The sequence below is a fragment of the Pseudoruminococcus massiliensis genome, from assembly GCF_900291955.1.
GTDB lineage: Bacteria > Bacillota > Clostridia > Oscillospirales > Acutalibacteraceae > Pseudoruminococcus > Pseudoruminococcus massiliensis.
On record NZ_OLMR01000003.1, the window covers coordinates 173,451 to 192,040 of the forward strand.

At 35.2% G+C, this 18,590-nt stretch carries 16 protein-coding genes; 9 read left to right on the plus strand and 7 right to left on the minus strand.

Annotated elements, in window-relative coordinates:
• Nucleotides 1–142 precede the first annotated feature (142 nt).
• Together C9914_RS06150 and C9914_RS06155 are read right to left on the minus strand one after the other, a co-directional pair.
• The gene (locus C9914_RS06150) at nucleotides 143–979 is read right to left on the minus strand and encodes a pyridoxamine kinase (protein ID WP_106764135.1); all 837 of its coding nucleotides are present in this window, start codon (nucleotides 977–979) and stop codon (nucleotides 143–145) included.
• Nucleotides 980–1,185: 206 nt separating this feature from the next.
• Entirely contained in the window at nucleotides 1,186–2,004 is an 819-nt protein-coding gene (locus C9914_RS06155; protein WP_106764137.1) for an amidohydrolase family protein, read from the minus strand.
• A 395-nt stretch (nucleotides 2,005–2,399) separates the two neighbouring features.
• On the opposite strand from C9914_RS06155, the gene C9914_RS06160 reads away from it, so the two are divergent.
• The 5 genes from C9914_RS06160 to C9914_RS06180 all read left to right on the plus strand — a co-directional run bounded on the left by C9914_RS06160 (nucleotide 2,400) and on the right by C9914_RS06180 (nucleotide 7,491).
• A complete protein-coding gene (locus C9914_RS06160) occupies nucleotides 2,400–3,782 on the plus strand; it encodes an ABC transporter substrate-binding protein (protein ID WP_106764138.1) in 1,383 nt (460 codons plus the stop codon).
• A 114-nt stretch (nucleotides 3,783–3,896) separates the two neighbouring features.
• Nucleotides 3,897–4,763: a carbohydrate ABC transporter permease gene (locus C9914_RS06165; RefSeq protein ID WP_022265095.1), complete on the plus strand. Its 867-nt coding sequence runs from the start codon at nucleotides 3,897–3,899 to the stop codon at nucleotides 4,761–4,763.
• Complete coding sequence (locus C9914_RS06170; RefSeq protein WP_106764140.1) at nucleotides 4,760–5,635, plus strand: carbohydrate ABC transporter permease; 876 nt, start codon at nucleotides 4,760–4,762, stop codon at nucleotides 5,633–5,635. Before C9914_RS06165 ends, C9914_RS06170 begins: the two co-directional genes overlap by 4 nt.
• 27 nt (nucleotides 5,636–5,662) lie before the next feature.
• Nucleotides 5,663–6,367 (plus strand): YesL family protein, encoded by a 705-nt coding sequence (locus tag C9914_RS06175; protein WP_106764141.1) that lies wholly within the window; start codon nucleotides 5,663–5,665, stop codon nucleotides 6,365–6,367.
• Nucleotides 6,367–7,491: an ABC transporter ATP-binding protein gene (locus tag C9914_RS06180; RefSeq protein ID WP_022265092.1), complete on the plus strand. Its 1,125-nt coding sequence runs from the start codon at nucleotides 6,367–6,369 to the stop codon at nucleotides 7,489–7,491. Before C9914_RS06175 ends, C9914_RS06180 begins: the two co-directional genes overlap by 1 nt.
• 356 nt (nucleotides 7,492–7,847) lie before the next feature.
• On the opposite strand, the gene epsC is transcribed toward C9914_RS06180, so the two are convergent.
• Complete coding sequence (epsC, locus tag C9914_RS06185) at nucleotides 7,848–8,804, minus strand: serine O-acetyltransferase EpsC (protein ID WP_181013441.1); 957 nt, start codon at nucleotides 8,802–8,804, stop codon at nucleotides 7,848–7,850.
• Nucleotides 8,805–9,086: 282 nt separating this feature from the next.
• Between epsC and ilvD the strand changes: the two genes are divergently transcribed.
• Nucleotides 9,087–10,754 (plus strand): dihydroxy-acid dehydratase, encoded by a 1,668-nt coding sequence (gene ilvD, locus C9914_RS06190; protein WP_106764144.1) that lies wholly within the window; start codon nucleotides 9,087–9,089, stop codon nucleotides 10,752–10,754.
• A gap of 123 nt (nucleotides 10,755–10,877) precedes the next feature.
• On the opposite strand, the gene C9914_RS06195 is transcribed toward ilvD, so the two are convergent.
• From C9914_RS06195 to C9914_RS06210, 4 genes are all read right to left on the minus strand, one after another.
• Nucleotides 10,878–11,285 carry a TIGR04086 family membrane protein gene (locus C9914_RS06195; RefSeq protein ID WP_106764146.1) on the minus strand — a complete coding sequence of 136 codons (408 nt, stop codon included), beginning with the start codon at nucleotides 11,283–11,285 and terminating at the stop codon, nucleotides 10,878–10,880.
• 78 nt (nucleotides 11,286–11,363) lie between these two features.
• Nucleotides 11,364–11,789: a preprotein translocase subunit YajC gene (yajC, locus tag C9914_RS06200; RefSeq protein ID WP_022265088.1), complete on the minus strand. Its 426-nt coding sequence runs from the start codon at nucleotides 11,787–11,789 to the stop codon at nucleotides 11,364–11,366.
• A 111-nt stretch (nucleotides 11,790–11,900) separates the two neighbouring features.
• The gene (tgt, locus tag C9914_RS06205; RefSeq protein WP_022265087.1) at nucleotides 11,901–13,031 is read right to left on the minus strand and encodes a tRNA guanosine(34) transglycosylase Tgt; all 1,131 of its coding nucleotides are present in this window, start codon (nucleotides 13,029–13,031) and stop codon (nucleotides 11,901–11,903) included.
• A complete protein-coding gene (locus C9914_RS06210) occupies nucleotides 13,024–13,695 on the minus strand; it encodes an immunity protein Imm33 domain-containing protein (RefSeq protein ID WP_022265086.1) in 672 nt (223 codons plus the stop codon). Before C9914_RS06210 ends, tgt begins: the two co-directional genes overlap by 8 nt.
• Nucleotides 13,696–13,946: 251 nt before the next feature.
• Here C9914_RS06210 and eno point away from each other — a divergent pair, with 251 nt between their 5' ends.
• The 3 genes from eno to C9914_RS06225 all read left to right on the plus strand — a co-directional run bounded on the left by eno (nucleotide 13,947) and on the right by C9914_RS06225 (nucleotide 18,494).
• Complete coding sequence (eno, locus tag C9914_RS06215; RefSeq protein WP_106764147.1) at nucleotides 13,947–15,242, plus strand: phosphopyruvate hydratase; 1,296 nt, start codon at nucleotides 13,947–13,949, stop codon at nucleotides 15,240–15,242.
• 359 nt (nucleotides 15,243–15,601) lie between these two features.
• Nucleotides 15,602–16,996 (plus strand): Trk system potassium transporter TrkA, encoded by a 1,395-nt coding sequence (gene trkA, locus C9914_RS06220; protein WP_106764149.1) that lies wholly within the window; start codon nucleotides 15,602–15,604, stop codon nucleotides 16,994–16,996.
• A gap of 34 nt (nucleotides 16,997–17,030) precedes the next feature.
• Nucleotides 17,031–18,494: a TrkH family potassium uptake protein gene (locus tag C9914_RS06225; RefSeq protein WP_106764151.1), complete on the plus strand. Its 1,464-nt coding sequence runs from the start codon at nucleotides 17,031–17,033 to the stop codon at nucleotides 18,492–18,494.
• Nucleotides 18,495–18,590: the final 96 nt, after the last annotated feature.

Genomic DNA, 18,590 nt, shown 5'->3' on the forward strand with positions numbered 1-18,590 from the left:
ATATTTGCCTCCGAGCTTAATTATATGTGTTTTAGTATATACTTATTAACACTAATATAACATTTTTCATTAAAAAAATCAAGAATAACATGGAAATTTTTTAATTATATCGCCCAAAAAGTTAAAAATCAACATACAAAGATTATTTCTCATTTTTAAGAAGACTGAGTAAATATGGAATTGCAAGCTCAAAGTTTACTCCATAAGCATTGGCACCTTTTTCTTCTGCTGTAATGCGTATACACTCAACTGTATAATCTGCGGCAATCTTGATTGCCTTATCAAGTGATAAACCATTGTTTAAAGCACCTACGCATACAGATGAAAATACATCTCCCGTCCCATGATAGCTTGTAGGAAGCTTCTTGTGGAAATATGAGAAAGTAGTATTTTTTTCGCTATCATATCCTACAATGCCATATTTACCGTTATAGCTTGCACCAGTAATTGCAGCTTTCTTAGCACCAATTGCGGTAAGTTTATGAAGTATATCAAAAATATATTGCTCATCATACTCTGTCTTATATTCTGTGTCAGTCATCAGACAAGCTTCTGTAAGATTAGGAACTATAATATCAGCCTTTGCACAAACATTAGCCATAAGTTTTGCAAAATTATTATCAAAAGCAGGATATAGCTTGCCATTATCTGCCATTGCAGGGTCAACAAAGATAATGTTGTCATCTGTCTTATATCTATCAAAGAAATCACATACAAGTTTTGTTTGTTCTGCTGAACCAAGATAACCAGTATATATTGCATCAAACTTGAAGTTTTCTTTCTTCCAATGGTCGGAAATAGGCTGAATTTGGTCTGTTAAATCTTTGAATGTAAAATCTGAAAACATTGTATGTGTTGAAAGTACAGCGGTTGGAATTATTGCAGTTTCTATACCCATAGCCGAAATAATTGGAAGTGCAACTGTAAGAGAACACTTACCGATACAAGAAATATCCTGAATTGTTACTATTCTTTTCATTATTTAACCCTCTTATTTGATATTATTTTTAAAAAAGCTTTTATATTATAACATATGTTTGCACCTATTAAAAAGTACAGTTTTTATATTTTCAAGATGTACAGATTTATAAGCTGGTGCATACATATATAATTTCATATTTTCATATAAGAAAATAGCATAATATTTCAGGTTGTTCTGAAATATTATGCTATGAAAGTTATATGTTATATATTGAAAGGAAGATTAAATACCCTTAACGCATTTTTATACATAATATTATTGTAGTCATTCTCGGAAATAAGTTCTTTAAGTTCATTAAAATATTCCTGATAAAGACTACGGTCGCCAGTTTTATTATGGAGATAGGTGTCTTTACCATCTATCGGATTGTCGCTGCCAAAGAATAGCTTTTCTGATGAGGAATTCTTTATAAGAGAAATTGCACTTTTAATTGGTACCCACGCAGTATCACCATATAAATTTGGTAAACTGCTTATAAGTTTTATTGCTTTTGAATTATCACTGCCAAGCCCCATATGAGCCATAATAAACTTAACCTTAGGAAACTTCTTTGCTGCGTTATATACAGTGATAGGTTCTGCCTCCTTACAGCCGCCAGTATGGATTATTATAGGCAGATTAAGTTCCTCTGCAAAACATAGATATTCTTCAACTTCAGGACTATCCGTTGATGTCTTACTATAATAAGGGTGAAGCTTTAGAGCTTTAATTATATCAAGATTAGCTTTTACAGTATCTTCAATTTCTCGAGTGAGTCTTTCTGTGTGTGGTTTAAACCAAAATGCCACACCTAATTTATTGGGATTTTTTCTTGCTATTTTAATACAATCATTAAGACATTCAAACTGTGATTTCTGCATTTCAATCGGTATCTCTGTTAAATCAGGGTAGTATTCAACAGCATCAATGTTTGAAATAATTGAATAATCAATATTATAAGCTTTCATAGAATATAGAACATCTTCTTCAGATAAATTAAAATCTGATGCCAAACCTATATGAGTATGAATATCAATAATCATATATGCACTTCCTTTAATATTTTATAAAATAATAGCATTTCAAAATGATTATGTCAAATATCGTATGTGAATAATGGCAATTTTTAAAAAGCAAAATAATAAAATATGTTTATATTAAATATATTCTTGCTATATTCTGAGTATATTTATGTCATTTGCTGAACAAATTGCATAAATAAAGCACTTTTTATTTAGTAATAATAGAAATTTTTTCAGCAAAACAGAGAAAAAGCATTAGTTTTGCTTTGCTTTTTAGCTCTGAATATAGAAAATATATAAAAATTTTCAAATAGATTGACTTTTATAGTTTAAATAAACTATAATTTTAGCAATGGGTGCGGTAAAGTAAAATAAACTTTACTTGCAAAAATTTTTTTAACAAGGAGAGAAAAACAATGAAAGTAAAGAAAATCTTAGCAGCATTACTCGTAGCATCTATTTGTTCCACAGCAGCTCTGGCAGGATGTAGCGTTTCTAAAAGTGATAGTACAAGTACAGGAGGAAGCTCAACTGCAAGTAGCACAGATTCCAAGTCATCTTCTAATGAGCCTGTAACTGTTACTATTAAGCAATTTAAGGCAGAAATTGATGAACAGCTTGGAAAAGCTATCGAAAAATATAAGAGTGTAGCTCCAAATGTAACCATTACATATCAGTCAATCGGTGCTGGCACAGATATTGGCACAGTCCTTAAGGCAGATATGTCCGCAGGTACAATGCCAACTATTTTTAATGCTATTGGTCCATCTGAATATGAAGTTTATAAGGATTATCTTGAAGACCTTAGCGACCAACCATGGGTTAGTCACGCAACAAAAGGTTCTCTTGACCTTCTGACAGTTGATGGTAAGGTCTATGGCTTACCAGTTTCAACAGAGGGACTTGGACTTGTTGTCAACAAGAAGATTTTTGACGATGCAGGCATTGATATTTCAAATCTTAAATCTATGAAGGATTTTGATGACGCATTCTCAAAGCTTGATGCAAAAATCAAGGACGGTTCTCTTGCAAATGTAGATAGCTGTAAGAATCTTAAAGCTGTAACAGCCGTTCAAGGTGCAGAAACATGGGTTCTTGGTGACCACGCAGAAAATATTTTCCTCACTCCTGAATTTGAAGGCGACCCATTCAAGGCATATAATTCAAAGACAGTCGAAATGAAATATGCTGATACATACAAAGATTATACTGATATGATGCTCAAATATTCTGAGTTTGCAGACAATAAGAAGGGTGCAGTAACCTATACATATTCAGGTAATGCTATCCCTGATATTTCAACAGGTAAGGTTGCAGTTATTCAGCAGGGTAACTGGGCATACAATGAAATCAATAAGATTGACGAAGAAACAGCTAAGAATCTCACACTTCTTCCTATGCCTATCGGTGGAGATAATCAAGATGCTGCTATGATTTCTATCCTTTCTCAGTATTGGACAGTTAATGCTAAGGCAAGCGATGCTGAAAAGACTGCTGCAAAAGATTTCCTTAACTGGCTCTATCAGAGTGATGAAGGTAAGGATATAGTTGTAAATAGCTTTGGATTTATTCCAGTGTTTGATAACTATGGTGACCTCGCACCATCAGACCCACTTTCAAAGGCAGTTGTAGACCTCAGCTCCTCTGGCAAGGTAGTTAACGCAGTATTCAAGGGTACACCTGATGGTTGGGGACAGAATGTATTCGGTGCAGCAGTTCAGGCATATATCTCTGGAGAAAAAACTTGGGACGAAGTTGTAAAAACAGCTCAAGATGGCTGGGCAGAAGCTAAAAAATAATTAGTACGAAGCAATAAACCGACATAATAAATTTATAATAATTATTAAAAGGGGTGCGGTGGATAGGTCTATCGCGTCCCTTTTTGCTTTTTAAGAAATGGAGGAAACAATATTATGAAACGCTCCAAATTGGGTTTTTGGCTTTTTCTTGCACCATGTTTGATTTCCTTTGCAATAGTAGTTCTAATTCCTACAGTTATAGGTATCTACTATTCATTAACAGATTGGAAAGGTTCAGGAAACGCTAATTTCATAGGTTTTGAAAATTATATTAAGCTTTTTACAAATGATAATTCCAATTTCTGGTATTCTTTTGGTTACACAGCTCTTTTTGCTATAACAGCTGTTATATGTATCAATGTAGTGGGCTTTGCACTGGCACTTCTTGTAACAAAGAAATTCCGTGGAGCAACTCTACTCAGAGGGATATTCTTTATGCCTAACCTTATAGGCGGTTTGCTTTTGGGCTTTGCATGGCAGTTTATCTTTAAGCAGGTTTTTAATGCAATTTATACAGCCACAGGAATGGAATTTTTCCGTAACTGGCTGACAGACAGCACAACAGGATTTTTCGCATTGCTTATAGTTATGGTCTGGCAGATGGGCGGATATATGATGATTATTTATATTGCCGCAATACAGAATATTCCAGACAGCGTTATAGAAGCTTCTGCGATAGACGGTGCAGGTGGCTGGAGAAGGCTCTTTAGCATAACTATTCCTATGGTTGTTCCTGCATTTACAGTTGGTCTTTTCCTTATGCTTTCAAACTCATTTAAGCTTTTTGACCAAAACCTTGCACTAACAAAGGGCGGTCCTAACCACTGCAATGAGATGCTTGCACTAAATATTTATAACTCCGCATTTGTTTCTAACCAAACAGGCTATGCACAGGCTAAGGCTGTAATCTTCCTTATTTCAGTTGCAACAATCTCTATAATTCAGCTTATCGCTACTAAGAGAGCGGAGGTAGAAACATGACAGGTGAAAATAAATTCTTTAAATATCTGAAAATAGTAATAGGCTTTTTAGTAGCGATTTTATTTTTGCTTCCTATTTTTATACTTTTAATGGATTCCTTCAAGAATCAAAAAGGTATACTCACAGATGTTTTGGGTTGGCCAAATCCATTTATATTTGATAACTACCCAAAAGCTATGGAGAAAATGAATTTCTTCAATTCTCTTTGGAACTCTGTATGGATAACAGTAGTTTCTACAGCTCTGATATTACTATTTTCTTCAATGGCAGCATGGGTTCTTGTCAGATATAAAACAAAAATTTCAAAGCTTATGTTTATTCTTTTTGCAGTTGCACTTTTGATACCTTTCCAGTGTGTAATGCTCCCTCTTATGTCTATTATGGGAAGCAAAGAAATTTTTTCAATATCATTTGGTGATGCAACATTTGCGCTTAACGGTCTTAATATACTTAATCCTTTTGGCTTAGTATTTACTTATCTTGGCTTTGGCTGTAGTATGGCAATTATGCTATATCACGGATTTATAAAAGGGGTTCCAGAGGAGCTTGAAGAAGCTGCTATGATTGACGGTTGTAGTATGTTTAAGACTTTCTGGAAAATAGTCTTCCCTCTTCTCTCTCCTATAAACACAACTGTTGCAATTCTTCAGATTATGTGGATTTGGAATGACTATCTCTTACCAAGCCTTGTTCTCAAAGAACAATCATGGTATACACTTCCACTTCAGACAAGTAAATTCTTCAGCACATTTACAAGTAGCTGGGATATTGCGACAGCCGCACTCATACTTTCAATGTTGCCAGTTGTTATCTTCTATCTTATCGCACAAAAGAAGATTATCAAGGGTGTTGTTGATGGTGCTATTAAATAATAAATTATAAAAAGGAATGAAGCAATTATGATACTCGCAAAGGATAAAGCACCACAGAAAGATTATGATAAAAAAACACGCTATCCTAAGCACAGAATAACTCTATATCTTATGCTTTTTTACGAAGCCTTTTGGCGTATAATCGGAGCAAATCTTCTATTTATACTTTTTTGTATTCCGATAGTTACAATCCCTGCTGCAATCGGCGGTTTAACAAGAGTTATGAGCCGTTTTGCAAGAGATGAGCAAGCATATGTAATAGACGATTTTATGAAAGGCTTTAAGCAAGAATGGAAGAAAAATACAGCTTTTGCAGCAATTCAGCTTGTATTTATAGCTCTTGCATATGTTGCAATAGGTGTTTACTCAAAGCTGATAGATAATTCTACATTCTCAGCTATTCTTGTAGCGTTGGTTTTGGCGGTTGCGATAATGTTCTTTGCGATTTCCAATTATGTATATGTTATGATAGCGTCTGTTGACCTATCACTTAAGCAGATAATAAGGAATGCTTTGGCGCTATATCTCATAAAACCATTTGGAACTCTTATTACAATGATAGTTCAGGCAGTAATTATATTTGTAGCAATAGGCTACTTTCCAGTAGGATTGTTTCTGCCAATAGTATTTGGTTTCTCAATAATGAGCTTTACAGCGTCATTTAATTCATGGCCACAGATTGAAAAATATGTAATAACCCCTCATAATAAAACGAAAGAAGGAGATTTATAATGGCAGATTTGTCATTCCGCAATATAAAAAAGGTTTATGACGGCAATGTAGTAGCTGTTCACGATTTTAATCTCAATATAAAGGACAAAGAATTTGTTGTATTCGTCGGACCATCAGGATGTGGAAAATCAACCACCTTGAGAATGGTTGCCGGTCTTGAAAGCATTACCGATGGTGAATTATATATAGGCGATACGCTTGTTAATAATGTTGCTCCAAAAGATAGAGATATTGCTATGGTTTTCCAAAACTATGCACTTTATCCTCATATGACAGTTTATAATAATATGGCTTTTTCAATAAAACTAAGAAAAGTACCTCGTGAAGAAATTGACAAACGAGTTAGAGAAGCAGCAGAAATCCTTGGAATTACTGAGTTTCTGCAAAGAAAGCCAAAGGCTCTCTCAGGCGGTCAGCGTCAGCGTGTAGCTATTGGACGCGCAATAGTTCGTGACCCAAAGGTTTTCTTGCTTGACGAACCTCTCTCTAATCTTGATGCAAAATTGAGAGCTCAAACAAGAACAGAAATTTCAAAACTTCATCAAAGATTGGGTACAACATTTATTTATGTTACTCATGACCAAGTTGAGGCTATGACACTCGGTGATAGAATAGTTATCATGAAAGATGGCTTTATTCAACAGGTTGGAACTCCAATAGAAGTATTCCACTTCCCAAGAAATATATTTGTTGCAGGCTTTATAGGAACACCTCAAATGAATTTCTTTGATGCAGAGCTTATTAAAGATGAAAATGGATATTCTGTAAAATTATTAGGTATGGTTATTAGACTTAATGACAAAATGCAAGAGGTTTACACTAAAAATAATGTTAAGTCTATGCCAGTAACACTCGGTGTAAGAGCTGAAAATCTTGCAATAGTACCACAAGGCAGTCAATTATCTGTTGATACTATCGTAGAAGTAAGCGAAATGCTTGGCAACGAAGTTCATCTTCACGCTTATATTGATAATAAGGATACTGCAATTCGTATCCCTGCTCTTGACGCAGATGCCGAATCTATCTTCTATCAACCTGGGGATAAAATTACAGTTGGTTTTAATAACAAGGCATTACATATTTTTGATAAAGAAAAGAAAACAAATCTTTACTATAATGATTAACCTCCTCATATAATGACCTGCCCAAGATTGTGCAGATAATACAAATAGAATCCATTTGATGTAGAAAATTAAATTTTAAGCAACAAACTGATTTCGTTTTTCAAACGGAGTCAGTTTTGTTTTTATCGAATACAATAGTTATGTAAAAAATCGACATACTCAAACATAAATAGTTTCAATGTGTTCTGTTGTATCTCTTGAAGAAAGTCATTCATCTTTTACCCAAGTTTGAATGCTATTCCTTATTATATTCAAAATTTCTTTTTATATAAACAACAATTCATTTTACCTCAAGAAAAAAAGATAACAGTATTATACAACACTGTTATCTTAGATATCCTATTCAATATATAAATTTATATGACATAATACCAGCTTTCGTCTTGTTCAAGCTCTGCTCTTTCAACAGGGTGTTCTGCATCATAATTACAGCTTAATTCTTGATTCTTTATGCTTACTCTTGCTCCAGCTTGAATAGATTTCGTAATGAAAGCATTACCACCAACAACAACATCTTTGCCAACAACTGTTTCTCCACCAAGAATTGATGCTCCAGAGTAGATTGTTACATTATCTTCAATTGTTGGGTGACGCTTTTTATTTTTGAGTTTTTGTCCACCTCTTGTAGATAATGCACCAAGAGTAACACCTTGATAAACCTTTACATTATCACCTATAATTGTAGTTTCTCCGATAACGATGCCAGTTCCGTGATCAATAAAGAAATATTTCCCGATTTCTGCACCTGGGTGAATGTCTATACCTGTCTTGCTATGGGCATATTCGGTCATCATTCTCGGAATAAGCGGTACAGAAAGCTTATAAAGCTCATGTGCAATTCTATTTATAAATATTGCATATAATCCAGGATATGAAATAATAATTTCCTCTTTATTAAATGCCGCAGGGTCGCCCTCAAATGCTGCTTGAACATCTGTTTCTATATATTCTCTTATATGCGGTATTTTCTTCAGAAATGTAAGGGCAATTTTCTGAGATTCTGCATAAAGGCTGCTTTCGTTGAGGTCTTTGTAATCTTTAGAATATTTAAGCACTAATGAAATCTGCTTACAAAGATTATAGAGAACATCTTCAAGAAGCATGGTAACATTATTCTTTAGAGTATAACTGTGATATGATTTATTCTTGAAGTAGCCTGAAAAAATAATTTTCTGAAGCTTATTTACAATATCAATAACAACCTCTTTATCAGGTTGACTAAAAGTATTGATTTTATCAATAGAACGACCTTTATCATAGTCTGCAATAATATCATCAACTAAGTTTACTATTTCATTTTCTATTGTTGTCATATTGTGCATCTCCAATCTATAAGTATATCTTTTAATATTATACTCTACACTCTATGGTTTTGCAAGCACATAAATTCAAAGGAAGATTGGCTTTGAATGAGTAAACAAAATGTTAATGAATAAGTAGACGAAAAATGGAGCTGTGAGAAAACAGCCCCAGGTATTTATTTCAAAAATGTTATTAACATTGGCATAGTGATATTAGAAAGCTTTCGTTGACACCTACATAAAAAAAGATTATAATATATCTATGAATTTCATTTAAGAAAGTAGGTTATCCAAATGAAAAGTGATAAGCTTAATAATGGTGTTGATTGGGCTCCAAGAAGGTCGTTGCTCCACGCACTTGGTATGACTAACGAAGAAATCGCACAACCTCTTATTGGTATTGTAAGTTCATATAACGAAATCGTTCCAGGTCATATGAACATAGACAAAATCGTAGAGGCTGTTAAGCAGGGTGTTGCTATGGCTGGCGGTACTCCGGTTGTTTTTCCGGCTATCGCTGTATGTGATGGTATTGCCATGGGACATGAAGGTATGAAGTATTCCCTTGTGACTCGTGACCTTATTGCCGATTCAACAGAAGCTATGGCTATGGCTCACGGTTTAGATGCTCTTGTTATGGTTCCTAACTGCGATAAGAATGTTCCTGGCTTGCTTATGGCTGCTGCTCGTGTTAATATTCCAACTATCTTTGTCAGTGGCGGTCCTATGCTTGCTGGTCTTGTTGATGGTTGCAAGAGAAGCCTTTCAAGTATGTTTGAGGCTGTTGGCTCTTATAATGCCGGAAAAATCTCCGCTGAAAAGCTTGAAGAGTTTGAAAATAAAGTCTGTCCAACCTGTGGCTCTTGCTCAGGTATGTACACAGCTAACTCTATGAACTGCCTTACCGAGGTTCTCGGTATGGGACTTCGTGGCAATGGTACTATCCCTGCTGTATATTCAGAGAGAATTCAGCTTGCTAAACACGCAGGTATGCAGGTTATGGAGCTTCTCCGCAAGGATATTAAGCCTCGTGACATTATGACACTTGACGCATTCAAGAACGCTCTCACAATGGATATGGCTCTTGGTTGTAGTACAAACTCTATGCTTCATCTTCCAGCTATCGCTCACGAATGTGGCATTGAGCTTGACCTTGATATGGCTAATGCAATCAGTGAAAAAACTCCTAACATTTGCCACCTTGCTCCTGCTGGCAGCCACTATATGGAAGAACTTAACGAGGCAGGCGGTATCTACGCTGTTATGAAAGAAATCGACAAGCTTGGTTTGCTCAAAACTGATATTATCACTTGCACAGGCAAAACTGTTGCAGAAAATATCGCAAACGCTGTTAATAAGAATCCTGATATTATCCGTCATTCTGACAATCCTTATTCAAAAACTGGTGGTATTGCAGTTCTTAAGGGCAACCTTGCTCCTGATTCATGTGTTGTTAAGCGTTCTGCTGTCGCTCCTGAAATGCTTGTACATTCAGGCCCAGCAAAGGTTTATGATTGCGAAGAGGATGCTATGGCTGCTATCAATGGCGGTGAAATTGTAGATGGTGATGTTGTTGTTATCCGTTATGAAGGTCCTAAGGGTGGTCCTGGTATGCGTGAAATGCTCAATCCTACATCTGCTATTATGGGTAGAGGACTTGGCAGCACAGTTGCCCTCATCACAGACGGACGCTTCTCTGGTGCTACTCGTGGTGCAGCTATCGGTCATGTATCTCCTGAAGCTGCTGTCGGCGGAAATATTGCCCTCATAAAGAATGGCGATATTATAGACATTGATATTCCTGCAAACACAATCAATGTTCGCCTTTCTGATGAAGAACTTGAAGAACGCCGTAAGGCTTGGACTCCAAGAGAACCTAAAATTACAACAGGCTATCTCGCAAGATATGCTTCTCTTGTAACATCTGGTAACAGAGGTGCTGTTCTCGAGGTAAAAAAATAATAATAAATTTAAAAAATGACAAAAGTTTCGCTTAGGTCTTTAAACGGATTTAAGCGAAACTTTTTTATTAATATGAATTCTATAAAGATTATAAGTTTAAAATCTACTATGAACCCCTTTATACTAACGGCGACGAGGACGGCGATTTACACCAAGTATTCCGCCAAATGAGCCTGATAAAAGCATTGCCGCAAATCTCATAAGCGTATCAAGATTTATAGAATCTGATGAAATAATTGTTCCTGTGAGTAACACAATTATAAATAAGAGCAAAGCCGATAATGCACCAACAATAATTCCACGAGCCTTGAGTATGCGTGAGGCAAGAAAACCTGCTAAAAATGCCGATATGCAGGAGGATATAATCGCCGCCGCAAAAACCGCTGTCTGTGATAAGGATTTCATTTTAAGCACAAAAAATGAACTTAAAAACAACATCAATATCAGCATAACACCACCAAATAATCCGCCAAAAATGACAGCTCTAGCCATAATTTTTATTGTAATTTGTTGCGACTTTTCTTTTCTCACAAAAAAACCTCCCGAAACAATTATATTCTAATTGTATTCAGGAGGTTTTGTTAATATGATATGCTGTTATTATAAAAATTAATTCTCGTCTTTTTTACCAAAGAATGTTTTCTTTTTCTTAGACTCTTCAGTTTTTTCAGATTTGGCTTCCTCTTTCTTAGACTCAGGGTTCTTTTCTGTATCAATAGTAGAGATAGCCCATCTTTTGATTCTAAGTCTTGAACGGTCACTTGCTGTTTCAATAACAATAGAGTCATCGTCCTTAATAGAAACAACACGACCCATAATGCCACCAATGGTTGTAATATCATCACCGACTTCAAGGCTGTTTTTCATTTCTTCCTCTGCCTTCTTTTTCTTCTTATTAGGACGGAAGATAAAGAAATAAATAGCAAGAGCAAGGAGAGCATACATACCCAAAAGCATCCAGATTTGACCTGGATTTTGTTGTTGAGCTGCATCTGCGGAAGAAGCAGCATTATCAAGTAAAAAATTAAAATTCATTCTTTTACATTCCTTTCGATTTCAAAAAGTCCAGTGGAATATTTTTCAAATTTTGCAAAGACTAATAATGATATTATATCAATTTAATCAGTAATATGCAAGTGAAATATGTCAGATTCGTCTGCCTATAATTTCTACATATTCATTATAAAATTTGTCAAATTCGTCATTTTTAAGGGCTTCACGAATTTTAATCATAAGGGTATTGTAGAAATAAATATTATGAATAACTGCCAGTCGCATAGCAAGCATTTCTCCACTTTTGAAAAGATGTCTAAGATATGCACGAGAGAAATTCTTGCAAAGAGGACAATCACACTGTGAATCAACAGGTGAATCATCAAGAGCATATTTCTCGTTGAACATATTCATTCTGCCACTCCAAGTAAAAAGATGTGCGTGTCGAGCATTTCTTGATGGCATAACACAATCGAAAAGGTCAACTCCACGCCTTACAGCCTCAAGAATGTTTACAGGAGTTCCAACACCCATAAGATATCGAACCTTATTTTTAGGAGCATAAGGCTCAACTGCTTCAATTATGCGGTACATTTCTTCTGCACTTTCACCAACAGCAAGACCTCCAATAGCATAGCCATCAAGGTCAAGCTCACTTATAGCTTTCATATGCTCGATTCTTATATCTTCATAGGTTGAACCCTGATTTATTCCAAAAAGCTGTTGTTGTTTATTTATAGTATCTTCTCTTGAATTAAGCTCTGCCATTTTTTTCTTACAGCGAACAAGCCAGCGATAAGTTCTGTCGCAGGAATTTTTTGTATAATTATATTCGGCGGGGTTTTCAATACATTCATCAAAAGCCATAGCAATATCAGAACCGAGATTGGATTGAATAGTCATGCTTTCTTCCGGACCCATGAAAATTCTATGTCCATCAATATGAGAAGAAAATGTTACTCCCTCTTCGGTTATGTTTCTTAGCTTTGCAAGTGAGAAAACCTGAAATCCACCACTATCTGTAAGAATAGGTCCAGCCCAACGGGTAAATTTATGAAGTCCGCCAAGTTTTTTAATATTCTCATCGCCTGGACGCAAATGTAAATGATAAGTATTACATAGCTGAACCTGACAGCGAAGTTCCTTTAAGTCAAGTGCAGATAAAGCACCCTTTATCGCACCACAGGTGGCAACATTCATAAAACCAGGTGTCTGAACCTCTCCATGTGCAGTTGTAAAAGAGCCAAGCCTGGCAGAACCGTTTGTTTTTATAAGCTTATACATTTGTTTCTGTTCTTCCTTTATTTTCATTTCCGTCAGTAGAGAATTTAAGAGGATTATTGTCCTTGTCTACAAGTGCAGTCATCTTGTTGCCGTCAAAAACAGCAAGTGTACCAACAGGCATACAAAGAATACGAACAGAAAGTGGTCTGAATTTTAGAAGCTCGCAAGTCTGAATCTCAGCATAATCACCAGGCTCATGCTGAGATTCGTCATCACCCATAACGCCAAGATACCAGCCAGAATCATCAGCATTCTCAGGCTCTGAGCGTGAAAAATAAACATCTTTTGCAGTAAGAGCATCTTTAAGCACGAGCATTTTATGCTTAAAGGTTATAGGCATAGTGCCTGGAACAACCTGTATACCAGCTGTGTGCATAGCCTCGCTCTGAAAATTTTGCACCATAAGCGGTATTGTAAGATTATTTGTCCTTGTATTATGTGGGTCACGATGAAAATCAGGAGCAAGAATATCCCAATAATCATCTTCTTTCTTAAAATAATAATAAGACCAACCTGCACAAAGAGTAAAATCCTCATTAAAAATATCCTTCTGAGAATTGAGCTGAGCTATAACTTCAGCCAAAGAACGAACAGCATTTTCAAGTTTTTCTTCACAAGTCAAATGTACTGTTTTATCAGCAATCTGTACAATATAAGTTCTCATAATAGGCATCTCATTTCTGTATAAATTTTATTCTGAAATTGTTTAATTTTCATTAGAATTCCACTTCTAAATATAACAAATTGAATAGATAAAGTCAACTGCTGACAAATAAAGTTTTTGCCTAATAAATAAAAAAGATTGCAAATTGCGTATAAAAAGCTCGAGTTAGGGTTGACAAACTAAAATAGAGGTGCTATTATAAATTCGGTTAGAATATACTAACTTATCTGATGTCAAAGGAGATTTAACTAATGAGTTATTTAGAAATTGAAAAGGTTATCGGAAGAGAAATTCTTGATTCAAGAGGAAATCCAACAGTAGAAGCAGAGGTTACTCTCACTGACGGTACCGTTGCAAGAGGCACAGCTCCAAGCGGTGCATCAACAGGAGAATTTGAGGCATTAGAGCTTAGAGATGGCGATAAATCAAGATACCTCGGCAAAGGTGTTTCTAAGGCAGTAAATAATATAAATACAGTTATAAACGATGCTATCAAGGGACTTAATGCTTCTGATATTTATGCAGTTGACGGAGCTATGATCAAGGCTGATGGCACAAAGGATAAATCTAATCTCGGTGCTAACGCCATTCTTGCGGTTTCTATTGCAACAGCAAGAGCAGCAGCAACAGCTATGGATATTCCACTTTATAGATTCCTTGGCGGTATCTCAGGCAACCGTCTTCCTGTTCCTATGATGAACATTCTCAATGGTGGTGCTCATGCAGCTAACACAGTTGATGTTCAGGAATTTATGATTATGCCTGTTGGTGCTCCAAGCTTTAAAGAAGCACTCCGTTGGTGTGCAGAAGTTTTTCACGCACTCGCAGCACTTCTCAAGTCTAAGGGCCTTGCAACATCTGTTGGCGATGAAGGCGGTTTTGCTCCTAACCTTGCAAGCGATGAAGAAGCTATTCAGTACATTCTGGAAGCTGTTAAGAATGCAGGTTATGAACCAGGCAAGGATTTTATGATTGCTATGGACGCAGCTTCCAGCGAATGGAAAGGCGAAAAGAAGGGTGAATATATTCTTCCAAAGGCAGGTACAAAGTTTACATCAGCAGAACTTATCGAGCATTGGAAAAAGCTTGTTGAGAAATATCCTATCGTATCTATAGAAGATGCTCTTGACGAAGAAGACTGGGAAGGCTGGAAACTTCTTACAGCAGAGATTGGCAACAAGGTTCAGCTTGTTGGTGATGACCTCTTTGTAACAAATACAGAAAGACTCAAGAAAGGTATTGACAATAAGTGTGGTAATTCTATCCTCATTAAGCTTAACCAAATTGGTTCAGTTTCTGAAACACTTGAAGCTATCAAAATGGCACATAAGGCTGGTTACACAGCAATTTCTTCACACCGTTCAGGTGAAACAGCAGATACAACAATCTCAGACCTTGCTGTCGCTCTTAATACTTGCCAAATCAAGACAGGTGCTCCAAGTCGTTCAGAAAGAGTTGCAAAATATAATCAACTCCTCAGAATTGAAGAGGAACTTGGCGAAAGTGCAGTATACCCAGGTATCTCTGCATTCAACTTCAATAAATAATATAATCTTTCTAATATCCCCATTATCTATAAACATCTCCGCTAAATTTATTTTGAAGTAAATCCAAAAGTTTAGTAAAATTAAATATTAAATTATTAGCGAATGAGTTTGGTATTATGCCGAACTCATTCCTTTTAGTTTAAGGTAATTTTTCGTTGTAGCAGTCAATATATTTCTTTAACTCATCAATAAGGATATTAATATTTTCAAGCCCTTCAATATAAGAAGATTAAATAAATTTGTATTTAATACACTTATTTTTTTAAATATATAAATTGCAGAAAAATGATGACTTTTACTGAATATAATGGTATAGTATTCGTGTATGTATTTTATATAATAAAAGGAGTATCTTTAAAATGATTAGCAACATACACCATAGCAAAAACGGTCTTAATATTATAATAGTGGGCTGTGGAAAAGTTGGTGCAGCTCTCGTAGAGCAATTAGTAAGAGAAGGTCACGATATAACCATAATAGACAAAAATCCACAAAAAATTCAAAACTATACAAATCTTTATGATATTATGGGGATTGTTGGAAATGGTGCAAGTTATAGCGTTCAGCAAGAAGCTGGAATAGAAAATACTGACCTTATAATTGCGGTTACTGGTTCAGACGAACTTAATTTACTCTGCTGTACCATAGCAAAACAAGTTGGTAATTGCTCAGCTATTGCACGAGTAAGAAGTCCTGAATATAGTGAAGAAAGTAATTATCTCCGAGAACGACTTGGTCTTGCTATGATTATAAATCCCGACCTTGAAACTGCTAAAGAGGCTACACATATACTCTGCCTCCCTACCGCTCTTGAGGTTAACTCTTTTGCCCATAACCAAGCTCAACTTATTAAAATTCAGATTCCAGAAAGTAATTTCTTAGATAATAAGTCTATTGCACAAATCAGCAAAAGTTTAAATGCTAAATTTCTGATATGTGCAATAGAACGAGATGGAAAAATTATTATTCCATCAGGTAATGTAACCCTTCATAAAGGAGATAAGATTTCTTTTGCTGCTACAAGACGAGAAACTATAAATTTCTTAAAGCAAATAGGCTTCAGAACAAATCAGGTTAAGGATACTATGATTATAGGTGGCGGAAAAACCGCTTTTTATCTTGCAAAAATTTTAATTAATATTGGAATTTCGGTAAAGATTATAGAACAAAACAAAGAACGCTGTGAGGAACTCAGCATACTACTCCCTAAAGCAACTATAATAAATGGTGATGGTACAAACGAAGAACTTCTAAAAGAAGAAGGTATTTCCACTTGTAAATCATTCATACCGCTCACTGGCATTGATGAAGAAAATATTTTCTTGACTCTTTACGCAAGCAAAATTTCTAATGCTAAGGTTATAACAAAAATAAATCGTAATGCTTTTATGAATGTTATAGATGACCTAAATCTTGGCAGTATTCTCTATCCTAAGTACATAACCTCTGAAACAATCGTTGCATATGTTCGTGCAAAGAAAAATTCGATAAATAATAGCAATATAGAAACTCTCTATCATATGTTTAATTCTCAGGTAGAAGCTATTGAATTTAGCATATATGAACCTTCAGCTGTTACTGATACTGAAATTATGAACCTAAATCTAAAAAATAATATCTTAATCGCATTTATAAATAGAAATGGCGTTATAACTATTCCAAGTGGTCAGGATTCTATCCATGTTGGAGATACTGTTATGATAGTTACTACTCATACAGGCTTTAATGATATTCAGGATATTCTAAAAGATTAAAGGTTATATTTTTGATAACAGGAAGGTATTTATAATGAACACTTCGATTATACGATATATCTTAGGCTTAGTTCTGAAAATGGAAGCCGCATTGATGATTCTTCCATGTATAGTTGCTCTTGTGTATGGAGAATATAAAGGCTTGCTCTCTTATTTATCTGTTTTATGTATATGTGCTATTATTGGATTTATCTCAACACATAAAAAACCTGAAAGCCATGTTTTTTATCTGAAAGAGGGTTGTGTAGCTACTTCTTTAAGCTGGATAATTTTAAGTATAATGGGCTGTCTGCCCTTTGTTATAACTCAAGAAATACCGTCATTTACGGACGCTCTGTTTGAAACTATATCAGGCTTTACTACTACGGGTGCAAGTATTCTTTCCGATGTAGAATCTCTCTCCTATTGCAATATATTTTGGCGAAGCCTTACTCACTGGATAGGCGGTATGGGGGTTTTAGTGTTTCTTCTTGCGATTATCCCATTGAGTGGCGGTTCTAACTTTAATCTTATGAGAGCAGAAAGCCCTGGTCCATCTGTGGGTAAGCTTGTTCCTAAGATTAAAACAACTGCAAGACTTCTTTACATAATATATATAGGAATGACATTTATAGAAATTATACTTCTGATTGCAGGTCAAATGCCTATCTTTGATGCAATAACTACATCTTTCGGAACTGCTGGTACTGGTGGCTTTGGCATAAAGAATGATAGTATTACGAGTTATTCTCCATATATACAATGGGTTGTTACTATATTTATGATTCTCTTTGGTGTTAATTTTAATGCTTACTACTTTATGTTACTTAAACAATGGAAAAAGAGCTTGCTTATGGAGGAAGTAAGATATTATTTTATAATTATAGGTATTTCTACGGCTATAATCTTCTTTAATATTCTTAATCTTTTCTCAAATGCTTTTGACGCATTAAGACATGCCACTTTTCAGGTTGGCTCTATCCTTACAACAACAGGTTTCTCATCTGTTGACTTCGATATATGGCCTGAAACATCAAAAATTATACTTGTACTACTTATGTTTATAGGTGCTTGTTCGGGAAGCACTGGTGGTGGTATAAAGGTATCTCGTATTATGATATTAATTAAAACAGTAGTTAAAGAGCTTAATTCCTATATTCACCCACGAAGTGTGCGAAAAATTAAGATTGATGGCAAACCTGTTGAACATGATGTTGTTCGTGCAACTAATGTATATTTTATTACATTTATGGTTGTTTTTGCATTTTCAGTGTTTGCTATTTCTTTTGAAAATATAGGCTTGGTTACATCGTTTACTGCTGTCGCTGCAACAATCAATAACATAGGTCCGGGCTTAGAGCTTGTTGGTCCTACTCAGAATTTTTCAGTATTTGGTCCATTCTCAAAATATGTTCTTATGTTTGATATGCTCGCAGGAAGACTTGAACTTTTCCCACTGCTTATATTATTCCACCCGAGTGCTTTAAAAGATATGGTTAAAAAAAGTAATAACTATTAATATTCAGAAAGCTTGTCTGAATAAACAGACAAGCTTTTTTGTACTTAATATAGCTCAGGAGCAGACTTGTTTTGGTTTGTCAAATTGTCTTATTAT

Coding starts and splice junctions, on each gene's coding strand:
- C9914_RS06150 (WP_106764135.1), bottom strand. CDS start 979: ATGAAAAGAATAGTAACAATTCAGGATATTTCTTGTATCGGTAAGTGT.
- C9914_RS06155 (WP_106764137.1), bottom strand. CDS start 2,004: ATGATTATTGATATTCATACTCATATAGGTTTGGCATCAGATTTTAAT.
- C9914_RS06160 (WP_106764138.1), top strand. CDS start 2,400: ATGAAAGTAAAGAAAATCTTAGCAGCATTACTCGTAGCATCTATTTGT.
- C9914_RS06165 (WP_022265095.1), top strand. CDS start 3,897: ATGAAACGCTCCAAATTGGGTTTTTGGCTTTTTCTTGCACCATGTTTG.
- C9914_RS06170 (WP_106764140.1), top strand. CDS start 4,760: ATGACAGGTGAAAATAAATTCTTTAAATATCTGAAAATAGTAATAGGC.
- C9914_RS06175 (WP_106764141.1), top strand. CDS start 5,663: ATGATACTCGCAAAGGATAAAGCACCACAGAAAGATTATGATAAAAAA.
- C9914_RS06180 (WP_022265092.1), top strand. CDS start 6,367: ATGGCAGATTTGTCATTCCGCAATATAAAAAAGGTTTATGACGGCAAT.
- epsC (WP_181013441.1), bottom strand. CDS start 8,804: ATGACAACAATAGAAAATGAAATAGTAAACTTAGTTGATGATATTATT.
- ilvD (WP_106764144.1), top strand. CDS start 9,087: ATGAAAAGTGATAAGCTTAATAATGGTGTTGATTGGGCTCCAAGAAGG.
- yajC (WP_022265088.1), bottom strand. CDS start 11,789: ATGAATTTTAATTTTTTACTTGATAATGCTGCTTCTTCCGCAGATGCA.
- tgt (WP_022265087.1), bottom strand. CDS start 13,031: ATGTATAAGCTTATAAAAACAAACGGTTCTGCCAGGCTTGGCTCTTTT.
- C9914_RS06210 (WP_022265086.1), bottom strand. CDS start 13,695: ATGAGAACTTATATTGTACAGATTGCTGATAAAACAGTACATTTGACT.
- eno (WP_106764147.1), top strand. CDS start 13,947: ATGAGTTATTTAGAAATTGAAAAGGTTATCGGAAGAGAAATTCTTGAT.
- trkA (WP_106764149.1), top strand. CDS start 15,602: ATGATTAGCAACATACACCATAGCAAAAACGGTCTTAATATTATAATA.
- C9914_RS06225 (WP_106764151.1), top strand. CDS start 17,031: ATGAACACTTCGATTATACGATATATCTTAGGCTTAGTTCTGAAAATG.